This window comes from Marinobacter profundi, from assembly GCF_002744715.1.
GTDB classification, from domain to species: Bacteria; Pseudomonadota; Gammaproteobacteria; order Pseudomonadales; family Oleiphilaceae; genus Marinobacter; species Marinobacter profundi.
In genome coordinates, this window is record NZ_KZ319368.1 from 84,469 (window position 1) to 99,336 (window position 14,868).

Here is a 14,868-nt window from a genome sequence, read left to right on the forward strand (position 1 = left end):
TTTCCGGCCAGCCAAGTATTGTTGATAAAGTGAGTTTTATCAATCAATCAGCTTCAATGCTTATACCATTTCTTTATCATTCTTCCGGAACGTGCTGTTCCTTCAACGCCACTCAAAACCACTCCCGGCCATCCCGCTTCGAAGCTGAGTCTAGCCCACGTTCGGCACAAGGGGAACCAATCATCTCTGAAAATAACAGGGGCGGAGACTGAAATCAGCCTCCGCCCCCAACCGGTTATCGGAAACCGGACACAGTTGGCATTAACCAGCCTGCATTGGACTTCCCTCAGCGTTCCTGAAGGATGCGCAGCATCCGCCGCAGCGGTTCCGCAGCACCCCACAGCAACTGGTCACCGACGGTAAACGCCGAGATATACTCCGGCCCCATGGCCAGCTTGCGAATCCGGCCGATCGGAATCCCCAGGGTTCCGGTCACCCGTGTCGGGGTCAGTTCCTGCATGGTGGCGTCCCGATCGTTCGGGATCACTTTCACCCAGTCGTTGCCCTTCGCCAGAATGCCTTCGATTTCCTCAACCGACAGGTCCTTTCGCAGCTTGATGGTCAGCGCCTGGCTATGGGAACGCATGGCGCCAATCCTGACACAGATTCCGTCAATGGGAATCGGATTGCCACTGCGACCGAGGATCTTGTTGGTCTCTACACCGGCCTTCCACTCTTCCTTGCTCATACCGTTATCGAGCTGCTTGTCGATGAACGGAATCAGGCTGCCCGCCAGCGGCACCCCGAAATGCTCGGTCGGGAAGTCCCCGGAACGCATGGTTTCAGTCACCTTGCGATCGATTTCCAGGATGGCCGAGGCCGGATCTTCCAGTTCTGCACGAACACTGTTATGCAATTCGCCCATCTGGCTCAGCAGCTCACGCATGTTCTGGGCACCGGAACCGGAAGCCGCCTGATAAGTCATCGGCGAAACCCACTCAATCAGATCCTGCTCCAGCAGTCCGCCGAGGGCCAGCATCATCAGGCTGACGGTGCAGTTACCACCGATGTAATCCTTGACGCCCTTTGCCAGCGCCGCATCGATAACGTTGCGGTTAACCGGATCCAGCACGATGACCGAGTGGTCGGCCATCCGCAGGGTGGAGGCTGCATCGATCCAGTAGCCTTGCCAGCCTGCATCGCGCAGCTTCTGATAAACCTCGGTGGTGTAGTCGCCACCCTGGCAGGTCACAATGACATCCAGGGTTTTCAGGATGTCGATATCAAACGCATTCTGCAGCGGCGGAATGCCTTCCTTGCCTACGTCCGGGGCCGGCTTCCCGGCCTGGGAAGTGGTAAAAAACACCGGATCGATATCGGCAAAATCGTTTTCTTCACGCATGCGCTGCATGAGGACCGAGCCCACCATGCCACGCCAACCTACAAGTCCAACTCGCTTCATGTGCGACCTTTGAACCTCGCTTTATGCCCGCCCGCAACCGTTATCGCTGGCAGGGACAGGATGGATGATCCCGCGGCAACCGCATCCTGTTGCCGTCGGGTCTCAAAACTACTGAACCGGTAAGGGCCTCAAAGCGCTGCGAGAACTGCCTCACCCATTTCAAGGGTAGACACTTTCCTCGCGCCCTCAGACATAATGTCTGCGGTGCGCAGCCCCTGATCCAGCACTGTGCTGACGGCTGCCTCGATAGCTTCGGCAGCTTTTTCCTCGCCCAGACTGTACCGCAACATCATGGCGGCACTGAGAATGGTGGCCAGCGGATTGGCAATACCCTGCCCGGCAATATCCGGCGCCGAACCGTGACAGGGCTCGTACATGCCCTGTTTTTCGGCGTTCAGCGACGCCGACGGCAGCATGCCGATAGAGCCGGTGAGCATAGCCGCTTCGTCCGAAAGGATATCACCAAACATGTTTCCGGTCACAATCACATCGAATTGCTTGGGTGCGCGCACCAGCTGCATGGCCGCGTTGTCGACGTACATATGGGACAGTTCGACATCCGGATACTCCTTCGCCAGCTCGGTCATTACTTCCCGCCACAGCACCGTCACTTCGAGCACGTTGGCCTTGTCTACCGAGCACAGCTTTTTGTTGCGCTGACGGGCCGCCTCGAAGGCCACCCGGCCGATGCGCCGGATCTCCGACTCGGAGTAAACGTAGGTGTTGTAGCCCTGTCGCTCGCCGCCCTCCAATTCCCGGACACCACGGGGCTGACCGAAGTAGATGCCGCCGGTCAGCTCACGGACAATCATGATATCCAGGCCGGACACCACTTCCGGCTTCAGCGAAGATGCCGACGCCAGTTGCGGGTACAGAATCGCCGGCCGCAGGTTGGCGAACAGCTGCAGATTTGAACGCAGGCCGAGCAAGCCTTTCTCCGGCCGCCGCGCCATTTCAAGCTGGTCCCATTTGGGGCCGCCCACCGCGCCAAGCAGGATGGCATCCGCCTGACGGGCTTTGTCGAGAGTCTCGTCAGGCAGCGGGATACCGGTTGCATCGATAGCAGCGCCACCCACCAGAGCCTGCTCGAACGTCAGTCCGAGGTTGAATTTTTCGTTGACCTTGTGCAGAACCTTTTCGGCCTCCGCAACAATTTCCGGGCCAATCCCGTCGCCCGGGAGCATCAATACCGTCTTGGACATGTCAGATTCCTGATTAACTTGATCTTACTGGTTTACTGAATTGAACAGCCAGGGCGCAGTCTTGCGCCGGGCGTCTTCGTAGGCCCGGATCTGCTCGGCATCCTCAAGGGTCACGCCGATATCGTCGAGACCGTTCAGCAGGCAATGGCGGCGAAAGTTGTCCACCTCAAAGCTGAAGGATTCGCCTGACGGCGTCGTTACGGTTTGCGCTTCCAGATCCACAGTCAGCTGATAACCTTCAGTAGCCTCAGCTTCCCGAAACAGTCGGTCAACCTGTTCTTCTTCAAGAACAATGGGTAACAACCCGTTCTTGAAGCAGTTGTTGTAGAAAATATCCGCGAAACTTGGGGCAATAATCACCCGGAACCCGTAATCCTCGAGCGCCCAGGGGGCGTGCTCGCGACTGGAGCCACAACCGAAGTTGGCACGAGCCAACAGTACACTGGCGTCCTTGTAACGGGCCTGGTTGAGTACGAAGTCCGGATTGAGCGGACGCTGTGAACTGTCCTGGTCGGGCTTGCCCTCATCGAGGTAGCGCAGCTCGTCAAACAGGTTCGGGCCGAAGCCGGTACGCTTGATAGACTTCAGGAACTGCTTGGGAATGATCATGTCCGTGTCCACATTGGACCGGTCCATGGGGGCAACGATGCCCTGGTGTTGCGTGAATGCGCGCATGGTCTCTCTCCTGTGGATCAGTTCAGCAATTCGCGGACGTCGACGAAGTGGCCGGTTACCGCAGCGGCAGCCGCCATCGCCGGGCTGACCAGGTGAGTCCGGCCGCCGAAGCCCTGACGGCCTTCGAAGTTACGGTTGGAGGTGGACGCACAATGCTCGCCCTGCCCCAGTTTGTCCGCATTCATCGCAAGGCACATGGAGCACCCCGGATCACGCCATTCCAGGCCGGCTTCGATAAAGATCTTGTCGAGACCTTCCTGCTCCGCCTGGGCCTTGACCAGGCCGGAACCCGGCACAACCATTGCCTGCTTGAGGCTGGCAGCGACCTTGCGGCCCTTGACCACGGCGGCAGCTTCACGCAGGTCTTCAATCCGGCTATTGGTACAGGAGCCGATGAATACCCGGTCGAGCTGGATGTCGGTGATCGCCTGGTTGGGTTGCAATCCCATGTATTTCAGGGCGCGAACAATACCCTCGCGACGGATGGGGTCCTCTTCCTTCGCCGGATCAGGCACCTGGCCATCCACGTCGGCGACCATCTCCGGTGACGTCCCCCAGCTCACCTGGGGCTTGATGGCCGCGCCATCGAGTTCCACGACCTTGTCGAATACGGCGTTATCGTCGCTGTGCAGGGTGCGCCAGTAGGCAACGGCGGTGTCCCACTGTTCACCGATGGGGGAAAATGGACGGCCTTTGACGTATTCGATGGTGGTGTCATCCACTGCGACCATGCCGACCCGGGCGCCAGCTTCAATGGCCATGTTGCAGATGGTCATCCGCCCTTCCATGCTCAGGCCACGAATCGCCTCGCCGCCAAATTCGATGGCGTAACCGGTACCGCCGGCGGTGCCGATCTTGCCGATGATGGCCAGCACCACGTCCTTGCCGGTCACACCGCGGCCCAGTTTGCCGTTGACCTTGACCAGCATGTTTTTCATTTTCTTCTGCACGAGGCACTGGGTGGCCAGCACATGCTCGACTTCGGAGGTGCCGATACCGTGGGCCAGGCAGCCGAAGGCGCCGTGGGTGGAGGTGTGGGAGTCACCACAGACGATGCTCATGCCCGGCAAGGTGGCACCCTGTTCCGGCCCGATGACGTGGACGATGCCCTGGCGCTGGTCCTTGATCTTGAATTCCAGGATGCCGAATTCGTCGCAGTTCTTGTCGAGGGTTTCAACCTGGGTGCGGGAGACCGGGTCAACAATTCCGTCGATACCTTTGTCGCGATCGGTGGTCGGTACGTTGTGGTCGGGTGTTGCCAGGTTAGCGTCGATGCGCCAGGGCTTGCGGCCGGCCAGGCGAAGGCCTTCAAAGGCCTGCGGCGAGGTTACTTCGTGGAGCAGCTGCCGGTCGATGTAGATAAGGGCTGAGCCGTCGTCCCGCTGCTTGACGAGATGGTCGTCCCACAATTTGTCGTATAAGGTCTTGCCCGCCATGGTTCGCTCTCACTCTCTGGGGGTTTCTGGTTTTGACTACACTGCGGGTTATCTTACTCTCCCGCATTACATAACCTCAATTCATGTTTTTTATTCTTTGCATTACTGAATGGCATATCTTACTTTGGGTTCATGGCCCGGGTTGAGCTGGCTTTCCAAAACCCGCTCCTGGCGGCACATCCCTGTGGCGCTTGAGCTCCGCCATCCATGGCTCCGCACAGTTTTGGAAAGCCAGCTCAACCCAACCCCCGGACCTGTGAATGCCACCAAACAGGAATTAGACGAAAGTGGATTCCAACTATCTGCGTGCTTTTCTCACCATCGTCGACCAGGGTTCTTTTTCTGAAGCGGCCGAGGTCCTCCACCTTACGCAACCGGCGATCAGTAAACGCCTGGCTGCTCTTGAAAACCAGCTTGGGACGAAACTGATTGATCGCAGCCATCGGGAGATTCGCCTGACCGATGCGGGCACCCGGTTGCTGCCCCACGCCCGCAAAATCCTCGACGAGATCCATAATGCGCGAGTCGCGCTGACGTCGGACACCGGCCGAATTGAAGGGGAGCTGCAGATTATCGCCAGCCATCACATTGGCCTCCATCATCTGCCCAACTGGTTGCGACGATTCACCCGGGAGTACCCCGATGTGTCACTCAATTTCCAGTTCATGGAGTCCGATGCGGCGTACGAACAGATGCGAAAACGTAACGCCGAGCTGGCCTTTGTCACACTTAGTGACAGTATGGCGGGCCACTTCATGGTATATGAACAGTGGCCGGATCCCATGGCCTTTGTAGCGGGTCCGGAGCATTTGCTGGCGGGAATGAATTCACCAACCCTGGCAGACCTTGCTGACTATGCAGCGCTGTTGCCGGACACCACGACGGCGACCTACCGGGTGGTAAGCAGGTTGTTCCTGGAGGCAAATCTGCCTCTGAATCCACAGATGCCGACCAACTATCTTGAGACCATCAAGATGATGACCAGCGTTGGCCTTGGCTGGAGCGTGTTACCCCTGAGTATGGTGGATGACAGTATCCGGCGGCTGAACATCGGTTTCCCGGTGACTCGTGTGCTGGGAGCCATTGGTCTCACCGGCCGGCAATTGAGCAGTGCGGCGCGGGCGCTGCTTGAGGTGGTACGGGATGAAGAAGGCGGCTGACGGCACCGGGGCCGGACCGCTGGCAGCGCGAAACCAACTGAACTGAGGATATTGGGGAATTTAAATGGGGTTTGACGATTTTCTGAAGATTCTGGCCAAGAATGACGGCTCGGACCTGTACCTGAGTACCGGCGCACCACCCTGCGCCAAATTCCACGGCACACTCAAGCCGATCGACCGTAACCCCATGGCACCGGGCACTATCAAGGAAATTGCCTACCAGATCATGGACGAAGAGCAGATTGCCGAATTCGAGCAGGAGCTCGAGATGAACCTGGCCTACAGCATCCGTAATGTGGGCCGGTTCCGCATCAATATCTTCCGCCAGCGCAATGAAATCTCCATCGTCGCCCGCAACATTGTCACCGAAATTCCTAACGCCGATGATCTGGGACTGCCCCCGATACTGAAAGACGTGGTGATGGCCAAGCGCGGACTGGTGCTGTTTGTTGGTGCAACCGGCTCCGGCAAGTCCACTTCGCTGGCCGCCCTGATCGATTATCGTAACAGCAACTCCAGCGGCCACATCATCACCATTGAAGACCCGGTGGAGTACATCCACCGTCACAAGAAGTGCATCGTGAACCAGCGCGAAGTCGGCGTCGATACCCGCAGTTTCCACAAGGCCCTGAAGAACACCCTGCGTCAGGCACCGGATGTGATCCTGATTGGCGAGATCCGCGACCGGGAGACCATGGAACACGCCCTCGCCTTTGCCGAAACCGGCCACCTGTGTATTTCAACGCTGCACGCCAACAACGCAAACCAGGCGCTGGACCGGATCATCAACTTCTTCCCGGAGGAGCGGCGGCCACAGCTGCTGATGGATCTGTCGATGAACCTGCGGGCGTTCGTGTCCCAGCGGCTGATTCCCACCGTCGACAAGAAACGTTGCGCGGCGATCGAGATCCTGCTGGGCACACCGACCATTTCCGAACTGATCCTGCGGGGCGAGATTGACGGTATCAAGGAGATCATGGAGAAGTCGGCTAACCTCGGCATGCAGACCTTTGACCTGGCCCTGTTCAAACTCTGGAAGGATGGCAAGATTACCGAGGACGAAGCCCTCAAGAACGCCGATTCTGCCAACAACCTGCGCCTGAAAATCAAGCTCCATGGCCAGGATGGCAGCAAACCGGATGCAGCAAGCTCCGGCAGCAGCGGATTCTCGCTCAAGCTTGAGGATGATGAAGACGAGGAAAGCGGCGAGTAACCCTGCACTGACTGCTGCAATTCTCTAGCTTGCCTGCGGCGGGGGATTCAACCCCCGCCAGCTCACCGCCAGCGCCACTGCCATGGCAACGGCCCCGCCCCAGAATGCCGCCGATGTGCTGATCCCCTCGACCAGGAAACCGGAAATCCAGGCTCCGGCTGCGCCACCCGCACCAAACGTCAGCCCGCTGTACAACGCCTGGCCCTGGCCGTGGTGATGCTGGCCGAAGTAACCCTGGATGTACTGCACCGAAACCGCATGGAGGGCGCCGTAGGAGGCCGCGTGCAGCAACTGGGCAAAGATCAGCACCGGAAGCACTGCGGTGAGTTCTGCGATCAGGATCCAGCGAATGAGGGTCAGCGCCAGCGCGGCCAGCGCAATCTGGCGCACGGTAAACCGGCGCACCAGGCGGTGCATGACCAGGAACAGACCAATTTCCGCAAGCACCCCGAGCGACCACAACAGGCCGATGGCCAGCTTGCTGTAACCGTACAACTCCAGGTGAATACTAAAGAAGGTGTAGTAGGCCCCATGGGATACCTGGAGCAGAAAATTCATCAGGAAGAAGGCCACCACGGCGGGATGGCTCAGTATCTGCCGCAAGCTGCCGCTGGGTGCCGGCGGTTTGCGTACGCCCCGCTCTGAACGGATCAGGAAGGCGGAAACGACTATCCCGGCAAACACCGGAAGCAACAGCCACGGCAGGCCGCGGATCGGCACCAGTTCCAGTACCCCCCCCACTCCGGCCACCGCACCGATGAAGCCCACCGAGCCCCATAGCCGGACCTTGCCATAGCGGTCCTTCCGGCGGCCGAGGGTTCGCAGGGTGATCACCTCATAGAGCGGCAGAATGGCGTTCCAGAAAAAGGTGAACGCCAGCATAACCAGCAGCAACCCGTAAAACCCGGGCTCGAGGAATACCCCGGCGAAACAAAGCGAACCGGTAACGGCACCAAAGCGCACCAGCCGGACCCGCTGGCCGGTGCGATCCCCGAGGTGGCCCCAGACACTGGGCGCGACAATCTTGGTAAGCTGGATGGTCGCCATCAGGGTGGCGATCTGAAGATAGGAGAACCCCTGGCCCTCAAGGTAGAGCGACCAGTAAGGCAGGAGCCCTCCTAGCAGGGCAAAAAACCAGAAGTAGAGGTTTGAAAGTCGCCAGTAAATCACTGCGCTCCTTAGCTCCGGCGCGGGCGGCGGAAGGTCAGAGCTGACCGAGCACCGGCGTATCTACCTCCACGTCTCCGTTCTGGCCGCGGTGCCGCAGGTAATGGTCCATCAGCACAATGGCCATCATTGCCTCGGCGATGGGGGTTGCCCGAATACCGACACAGGGATCGTGACGACCGGTGGTAATAACCTCCACCGGATTACCATGGACATCAATACTGCGACCAGGCAAACGAAGGCTGGACGTCGGCTTGAGGGCGATGCTCGCGACAATTGGCTGACCCGAAGAGATCCCCCCCAGCACACCACCGGCGCTGTTGGACAGGAAACCGTCCGGCGTCATTTCGTCGCGATGCTCGGTGCCTTTCTGCTCCACACAGTCAAAGCCGGCCCCGATTTCAACACCCTTCACCGCGTTGATGCTCATCAGGGCATGGGCCAGGTCAGCATCCAGCCGGTCAAAAATGGGCTCCCCCAGCCCCGGAGGGACACCCTCGGCGACCACGTTGATCCGGGCTCCGATGGAGTCGCCTTCCTTGCGCAGTGCGTCCATATAGGCTTCCATTTCCGCCACCTTGTCGGCGTCCGGACAGAAGAACGGATTCTGGTGAACCTGGTCCCAGTCGAGCTTTTCAGCGCGAATCGGACCAAGCTGCGAGAGGTAACCGCGAATGGTGATCCCCAGGCGCTGCTCCAGGTATTTGCGGGCCACCGCACCGGCTGCCACCCGCATCGCCGTTTCCCGGGCGGAGGAACGACCGCCACCCCGATAATCCCGGAAGCCGTATTTGTGGGTATAGGTATAGTCAGCGTGGGCCGGACGGAACTGTTCGGCAATCTTGGAGTAATCCTTGGAACGCTGATCGGTATTCTCGATCAGCAGGCCAATAGGTGTTCCAGTGGTCTTGCCCTCAAAGACGCCCGACAGGATCCTCACTTCATCCGGCTCACGCCGCTGGGTGGTGTGACGGGAGGTGCCGGGCTTGCGGCGATCCAGGTCGGCCTGCAGATCGGCCTCAGTCAGTTCCAGCCCCGGAGGACACCCATCAATAATGCACCCCAGGGCGACGCCGTGGCTTTCCCCGAATGTGGTGACCGTAAACAGTTTTCCGAAGCTATTTCCTGACATGATTCAGTTTGTTATCCCGTTTTTGCAGAATTCAGTTCAAGCTTTGCCTTGCCAGTTCAGCAGATCTTCCGCTGTCAGCAGGAACACGCCTTCGCCACCGTTTTCAAACTCCAGCCAGGTGAACGGCAGGTCCGGGTAGGCCTCTTGCAGGGCCACCCAGCTATTCCCTACTTCAACGATCAGCAGGCCGCCAGGATTGAGGTGGTCGGCGGCCTCGGCGAGGATTCGGTGGGCGATATCCAGTCCGTCATCCCCCGCCGCCAGACCGAGTTCCGGCTCATGGCTGTACTCTTCGGGCATGGACGCGAGATCCCGCGCATCCACATAGGGCGGATTGCTCAGAATGACGTCGTAGTAGCCCTCGAGGCTGTCGAACAGGTCGGAGTACACGGTACGCACCCGCTCACCAAGCTCATGGTATTCAATATTGGACCGGGCCACCTCCAGGGCATGCTCGGAAATATCCGCCAGCTCCACTTCGGCATCTTCAAACACGGTGGCCGCCGCGATACCGATACAGCCGCTGCCGGTGCACAGATCAAGAATACGATAGGCTGCCTTGCTGCCCAGCCAGGGCTGGAGCCCGTTCTGGATCAGCTCACCCAGCGGTGAGCGCGGCACCAGTACCCGATCGTCAACGTGGAAGGGCAACCCCATGAACCAGGCTTCACCCAGCAGATAGGCCAGCGGCACCCGCTCGTTTATCCGCCGGTTCATTCGCTCGATAATCAACTCGCGCTCTTCCCGCACCAGCCGGGCATCCAGAAACACGGCATTGTTTTCCAGTGGCAGGTTCAGGCTCCGCATCACCAGCTGTACCGCTTCATCCCAAACATTATCGGTGCCGTGACCGAAATACAGTGGCGACGCAGCAAACTTTGAGGAGACGTATCTCAGGTAATCGCGGACGGTATGCAGATCATCGATAACGCTGGTCACAGGCAGGTATCCTTGTTGCTCATGTGTGCTGGACATGTGTGCTGGAATAGTGTGCTGAATGTATCGGTCCGAAAGCGCCGATTATACGCGCTTTCAGCTGCCACCTGCAGCCCCTCGTTGACGGTAGACGGTAGATCGTTAACGGTTCACACCGACAGCGGTCCGGAACTGCTGTGGTCCGTCTCGAAGCGGTCCAGGGCTGCGGCCATCCGTTCCCGACCCAGCTGAATCAGTTCGGGGGCCTTGTGATAGTCATAACTGCGGCAGGCATTCTTGGGAATGTTGACCAGCAGGTCCGGCGGGTAGCCGGCAATCTTGTACTGGACCAGGGCACTCTGCATGGTTTCGATCGTCAGGTTCATAACGTCGAACTTGCCTATCCCCAGCTTGTCCCAGTCAATGGTGTTGGCGTCATCGTGGTTCTTCCTGACCACAGCCTTGCTGATTTTCTGTTCAGGGTGTTCCCCGTCGGGAACTACCGGGTGGCCATTCTCGCGCTTGCCACCCAGCGTCTTGAGAGTGTCCCAGTCAAACCAGCGCGACGCCTTGTCCCGAACCTTGTCGACCCACTCTTCCATATCCGAGTCCGGGTGTCCGGCAAAGGCAGCATCCGGAATACGCTGGCTGCGATCGTCCTCACCGCTGAGATTGACCGCAACCACCAGGTCGGCATGGGACGAAATTGTGGGGATGATCGGCAGCGGATTCAACAGGGCACCGTCCACCAGCACGCGCCCATTCAGGACCAGGGGCGTGACCACACTGGGAATGGCGACGGAGGCGCGGATTGCCTGGTCAAGGGGGCCTTCCTGGAACCAGACCTCCTTGTGCGCCAGCAAGTCTGTCGCTACTGCAGTATAGGCAATCGGGAGATCCTCGATGCGGGTGTCCCCCAGCATTTCCCGGACCACCGAGAAAATCTTTTCGCCCCGGATTGCGCCAATGGAGCTGAAAGTGACGTCCAGGAGTTTCAGCACGTCAAACTGGCCGAGCCCCGTGACCCAGTCTTTGTAGTCATTCAACCTGCCGGCGGCGTACACGCCACCGATAAGCGCGCCCATGGAGCACCCGGAAATGGCAATGATGTTGTAGCCACGCTCCTTCAGCACCTCAATGGCACCGATGTGGGCATAGCCCCGCGCCCCGCCACTGCCAAGGGTCAGGGCAACAGTCTTGCCTTCAGCCGGCGTCTCTGGGGGGTTCATCGGCTACCTCCTGACCACCACGATTTCGACCCGGTTACCCTGGCGACCGGGGTCGGCCAGCTTCACCGCCGGCCCGATGGTAATGATCTCGATCTGTTCCCTGCGGATTCCGGTCTTGCCAAGCACAGCAGCCAGTGACTCGGCAGCTGCCCGGGCGCGATCCATGGCATCAGTCAGGGACTCGTCCCCTTCAAGTACAGAATAGCTTGCCAGCACTACTTTACTACCGTCTTCGGCAGCCCAGTCATTCAACCGGCGCCGGTCATTGGCCGTCCAGTCAAACCGGTAGGTCACCCCGCCGGTCCAGGAGATAACCAGCGGGCCGACAATACGGTGTTGTCCGCCGTCAAGGCCGGGCACCACCGCACCCTCGCCCAGCGCCAGGTGCTCCACCCAGACGTATTCCCGCTGGTTACCGCGGGTCACGGTATACACCAGCGTCAGCCAGGTGCGGCTGTCCTCGCCGATGTAGGCGGCTGCGAGATAGTCCTGGTCGGCGTCCCGGCCATAGAGTGTGGACTGGTTGAACACCTGGTTCGCCCAGACGTTACTGCGACCACAGGCCACACCGGCGCACTGGTAAAGGATGGTGGCATTACGGGACTGCAGCGTGCGCAGGTAAAACTCACGGGCTTCCTTCCGGCCGGAATCGCTGATCACTTCAAACAACTGGCCGGTGCCTTCCACCGGAACCCTGGCGATGACGTTGGAGCGGATCTCGTCATTGATCTCTCGGACCGGGCTCAACAACACCCGGTGCGCCGGTGAGCGGATCTCGACTTCGGTTTGCAGCACCGACAAGGGAAACCTGGGCATCACTTCGGCCCAAACCGGCCCGGCCAGCAACAGTGAGGCCAGCAACAGAGCGGCCAGATTGATCCGTTTATTTCCCATCAGTCAGAAACTTCCTGATTGCAGCAACCACAGGCGAAATATCTCCTTCCAGGTGACAGTGATGAGAGCCGGGCACCTCAACATGGGTGAGCGAAGCTATGGCCCGGATACGCGCATCCCACTGGGGCCGGCGCGATAGCAGGCCGTTCCGGGCTTCGACGAACAGCACCGGCGGAGCCACCCGCGCCAGCGCCGCCAACACCTGCTGCTCATCCATCATCAGCATGGAGGGATGGCGCAGGCGCGCATCGGTACGCCAGGCAAACCCGCCATCCACCGCCTTCATACTCCGGGATATCAGCAGCATCGCCGCCTCATGGGAGAGCGGTATCATTCCCTGGGCACGTACCCGGGCGGCACTTTCATGGTCCGGATAGACGGCCGGATGCCCCGACCCGCTGAGCCGTTTCCTGATACTACGTCGCAGCTGGTCCACCAGTTCTTCCGGCGGTTTGCTGATCGGACCAAGGCTGTCGATCATCGCGACCTTGCGCACTTTCTCCGGAAAGGCCGCGGCAAAAAGAATCGAAACAATGCCGCCAAGTGAGTGTGACACCAGGTCAACTGGCCCGCTGAAGTGGCTGTCCAGCAACTCCGCCAGGTCGGCGACATACTCCATTAATGGATAGCCCTGCCCCGGCGGACGATGGTCGGAATGACCGTGACCGGCAAGGTCCACCGCGTAGACGTCGCCAAGATCAGTCAGTTCCGGCGCGAGGCGGGCGAAGGAGCGGCAGTTATCCAGCCAGCCATGCAGCGCGACGATGGGCGGACGTTCACCCTGCGGCTGGCTGGCTGGCCAGTGTTCTCCCGCGAGGGTCAGGTGCCGCAAGGGCCAGCGGACTTCATGACAGCCCAGCGGATCACGGGCAATCATTACGGCCGGATCATTCATAACTAAACCTTCACGGAACCAGGGTTACATCGTGTGTGTAGGACGATCCGAACTCAGCGCTCCGGCCAGGTAGGATTCGATCTTGGTACGTGCGGTCTCGTCGTCACCGGTGAACTGCACGCCAATGCCGGCCGCGCGATTACCCTGCGCGCCCTTCGGGGTAATCCACACCACTTTGCCCGCTACCGGAATCTTCTCCGGCTCGTCCATCAGGTTTAACAGCAGGAACACTTCATCCCCCAGCTGATACTGCTTCTGGGTCGGGATGAACAGGCCACCCTGCCGGATATAAGGCATGTATGCGGCGTATAACACCGCCTTGTCTTTAATTGTCAGGGTCAGAATGCCACTGCGAGCACCGAATCCAGGCCCCATATCAACACCTTTTCTACGTTCGTTGTTATGAAAATCAGCTAACCGCTTGAAGACTATAGTTTGAAGACCACAGTTTGAAGACTATAGCAGCCGGCAGCCCTGGCGCCCACGCCAACGGACAGGTCACCCGTCCAGCTGCGGGCTTGCTCAGGCCATTACAGCTACCGCGCCGCCGTGCGCCTGACGGGCATCAACGCCTGCCACTGCATGAGCAGGCGCTCGGCCTCCAGCTCAGGGTTCACATTATATACCCCGGCGGCCCTGGCTTCGTGAATCGCGTCCAATAACTGGTGCGCTTTCCAGGGCGGATTGTTCTGCGCCAGGTAACGCAGCATATCCTCAGCCTCGGCATCCCGACCGGCACCACCGGCCGCCAGCCGGGCCAGGTCCGCCGCCCAGCCCTCCAGCAGCCACAGAGTTTCTTCCAGGCCAATGGTCTTGAACGGTCTGGCCGCCTCGCCCAAGGTGATTTCCGACTTCATGAAACGGCGAAAGCTATCCAGGGCATCCCGGCGTTGCTGGAGAAAGTCCCCGGTAACATATTCCAGTGCCAGTCGCGGGGCACCTCCGGCCAGTTCAAGGGCCGTTATACAACTGGCCGCATCCGGCCTGTCTTCTTCAGCCAGCAGCGCGATCTGTTCTGCCAGCCAGCGTGCCGCGGCCTCGTGATCCGGGGTTCGCAATACCATGCCCTGGCAGCGGGAACGCAGGGTGGGCAGGATCGGCCGACCCGCTTCCTGCAACAGAATCAGCACCACGTCGGCAGAGGGTTCTTCCAGGGTTTTCAGCAAGGCGTTGGCAGCGTTGATGTTGAGCTGGTCCGCCCGGTCAACCACGATCACCTTGCGATGGGCCACCTGAGGGGACCCCACGGCAAAGGCAGACAGCGCCCGCACCTGGTCCACCCGGATCATGCGGGATTTCTCCGGAGCATAGAAGCGGATGTCCGGATGGGTTCCGGCCAGGGTCAGCGCACACTGCTTGCACTCCCCACACGGCTCTTCCGGCACCGGGGCGGCTAGCACCCGGTCGCAGACCAGCAGCGCGGCAACCGCTTCGGCAAAGTCCCGCTTACCAACCCCCTGCTCGCCTGTTACCAGCAGCGCGTGAGGCAGCCGGTTGTCATTGAGGCGATCGCGGATGGCCTGCCAGGGCTCCTGAAGCCATGCCATG

14 protein-coding genes are annotated in these 14,868 nt (G+C 59.7%); 2 read left to right on the forward strand and 12 right to left on the reverse strand.

Annotation, left to right across the window (positions count from 1 at the left end; translation table 11 throughout):
• Positions 1–286 precede the first annotated feature (286 nt).
• The 4 genes from asd to leuC all read right to left on the reverse strand — a co-directional run bounded on the left by asd (position 287) and on the right by leuC (position 4,715).
• Entirely contained in the window at positions 287–1,402 is a 1,116-nt protein-coding gene (gene asd / locus CLH61_RS03395; protein WP_099613316.1) for an aspartate-semialdehyde dehydrogenase, read from the reverse strand.
• Positions 1,403–1,530: 128 nt separating this feature from the next.
• Positions 1,531–2,604 carry a 3-isopropylmalate dehydrogenase gene (gene leuB / locus CLH61_RS03400; protein WP_099613317.1) on the reverse strand — a complete coding sequence of 358 codons (1,074 nt, stop codon included), beginning with the start codon at positions 2,602–2,604 and terminating at the stop codon, positions 1,531–1,533.
• A gap of 24 nt (positions 2,605–2,628) precedes the next feature.
• Positions 2,629–3,279 carry a 3-isopropylmalate dehydratase small subunit gene (gene leuD / locus CLH61_RS03405; protein WP_099613318.1) on the reverse strand — a complete coding sequence of 217 codons (651 nt, stop codon included), beginning with the start codon at positions 3,277–3,279 and terminating at the stop codon, positions 2,629–2,631.
• Positions 3,280–3,296: 17 nt separating this feature from the next.
• On the reverse strand, positions 3,297–4,715 hold the full coding sequence (gene leuC / locus CLH61_RS03410; protein ID WP_099613319.1) for a 3-isopropylmalate dehydratase large subunit: 1,419 nt from the start codon (positions 4,713–4,715) through the stop codon (positions 3,297–3,299).
• A 287-nt stretch (positions 4,716–5,002) separates the two neighbouring features.
• On the opposite strand from leuC, the gene CLH61_RS03415 reads away from it, so the two are divergent.
• Both CLH61_RS03415 and CLH61_RS03420 read left to right on the forward strand, forming a co-directional pair.
• Positions 5,003–5,875, forward strand: coding sequence for a LysR family transcriptional regulator (locus CLH61_RS03415; RefSeq protein WP_099613320.1), 873 nt, complete (start codon positions 5,003–5,005; stop codon positions 5,873–5,875).
• 64 nt (positions 5,876–5,939) lie between these two features.
• Positions 5,940–7,088 carry a PilT/PilU family type 4a pilus ATPase gene (locus CLH61_RS03420; protein ID WP_099613321.1) on the forward strand — a complete coding sequence of 383 codons (1,149 nt, stop codon included), beginning with the start codon at positions 5,940–5,942 and terminating at the stop codon, positions 7,086–7,088.
• A 24-nt stretch (positions 7,089–7,112) separates the two neighbouring features.
• Here the strand turns inward: CLH61_RS03420 and CLH61_RS03425 are convergent, their stop codons facing one another.
• From CLH61_RS03425 to holB, 8 genes are all read right to left on the reverse strand, one after another.
• On the reverse strand, positions 7,113–8,258 hold the full coding sequence (locus tag CLH61_RS03425; RefSeq protein WP_099613322.1) for an MFS transporter: 1,146 nt from the start codon (positions 8,256–8,258) through the stop codon (positions 7,113–7,115).
• Positions 8,259–8,292: 34 nt separating this feature from the next.
• Positions 8,293–9,387 carry a chorismate synthase gene (aroC, locus tag CLH61_RS03430; RefSeq protein WP_099613323.1) on the reverse strand — a complete coding sequence of 365 codons (1,095 nt, stop codon included), beginning with the start codon at positions 9,385–9,387 and terminating at the stop codon, positions 8,293–8,295.
• 36 nt (positions 9,388–9,423) lie between these two features.
• Positions 9,424–10,326, reverse strand: a complete 903-nt coding sequence (prmB, locus tag CLH61_RS03435; protein WP_099613324.1) for a 50S ribosomal protein L3 N(5)-glutamine methyltransferase — start codon at positions 10,324–10,326, stop codon at positions 9,424–9,426.
• 146 nt (positions 10,327–10,472) lie between these two features.
• The gene (locus CLH61_RS03440; protein ID WP_099613325.1) at positions 10,473–11,531 is read right to left on the reverse strand and encodes a patatin-like phospholipase family protein; all 1,059 of its coding nucleotides are present in this window, start codon (positions 11,529–11,531) and stop codon (positions 10,473–10,475) included.
• Positions 11,532–11,534: 3 nt separating this feature from the next.
• The gene (locus CLH61_RS03445; protein WP_099613326.1) at positions 11,535–12,425 is read right to left on the reverse strand and encodes a DUF4892 domain-containing protein; all 891 of its coding nucleotides are present in this window, start codon (positions 12,423–12,425) and stop codon (positions 11,535–11,537) included.
• Complete coding sequence (locus CLH61_RS03450) at positions 12,415–13,320, reverse strand: alpha/beta fold hydrolase (RefSeq protein ID WP_099613327.1); 906 nt, start codon at positions 13,318–13,320, stop codon at positions 12,415–12,417. The genes CLH61_RS03445 and CLH61_RS03450 overlap by 11 nt, the downstream gene beginning before the upstream one ends.
• A 24-nt stretch (positions 13,321–13,344) precedes the next feature.
• Positions 13,345–13,695 (reverse strand): PilZ domain-containing protein, encoded by a 351-nt coding sequence (locus CLH61_RS03455; protein ID WP_099613328.1) that lies wholly within the window; start codon positions 13,693–13,695, stop codon positions 13,345–13,347.
• A 161-nt stretch (positions 13,696–13,856) separates the two neighbouring features.
• Complete coding sequence (gene holB / locus CLH61_RS03460; RefSeq protein WP_099613329.1) at positions 13,857–14,867, reverse strand: DNA polymerase III subunit delta'; 1,011 nt, start codon at positions 14,865–14,867, stop codon at positions 13,857–13,859.
• Position 14,868: the final 1 nt, after the last annotated feature.

Coding starts and splice junctions, on each gene's coding strand:
- asd (WP_099613316.1), bottom strand. CDS start 1,402: ATGAAGCGAGTTGGACTTGTAGGTTGGCGTGGCATGGTGGGCTCGGTC.
- leuB (WP_099613317.1), bottom strand. CDS start 2,604: ATGTCCAAGACGGTATTGATGCTCCCGGGCGACGGGATTGGCCCGGAA.
- leuD (WP_099613318.1), bottom strand. CDS start 3,279: ATGCGCGCATTCACGCAACACCAGGGCATCGTTGCCCCCATGGACCGG.
- leuC (WP_099613319.1), bottom strand. CDS start 4,715: ATGGCGGGCAAGACCTTATACGACAAATTGTGGGACGACCATCTCGTC.
- CLH61_RS03420 (WP_099613321.1), top strand. CDS start 5,940: ATGGGGTTTGACGATTTTCTGAAGATTCTGGCCAAGAATGACGGCTCG.
- aroC (WP_099613323.1), bottom strand. CDS start 9,387: ATGTCAGGAAATAGCTTCGGAAAACTGTTTACGGTCACCACATTCGGG.
- CLH61_RS03440 (WP_099613325.1), bottom strand. CDS start 11,531: ATGAACCCCCCAGAGACGCCGGCTGAAGGCAAGACTGTTGCCCTGACC.
- CLH61_RS03445 (WP_099613326.1), bottom strand. CDS start 12,425: ATGGGAAATAAACGGATCAATCTGGCCGCTCTGTTGCTGGCCTCACTG.
- CLH61_RS03450 (WP_099613327.1), bottom strand. CDS start 13,320: ATGAATGATCCGGCCGTAATGATTGCCCGTGATCCGCTGGGCTGTCAT.
- CLH61_RS03455 (WP_099613328.1), bottom strand. CDS start 13,695: ATGGGGCCTGGATTCGGTGCTCGCAGTGGCATTCTGACCCTGACAATT.
- holB (WP_099613329.1), bottom strand. CDS start 14,867: ATGGCATGGCTTCAGGAGCCCTGGCAGGCCATCCGCGATCGCCTCAAT.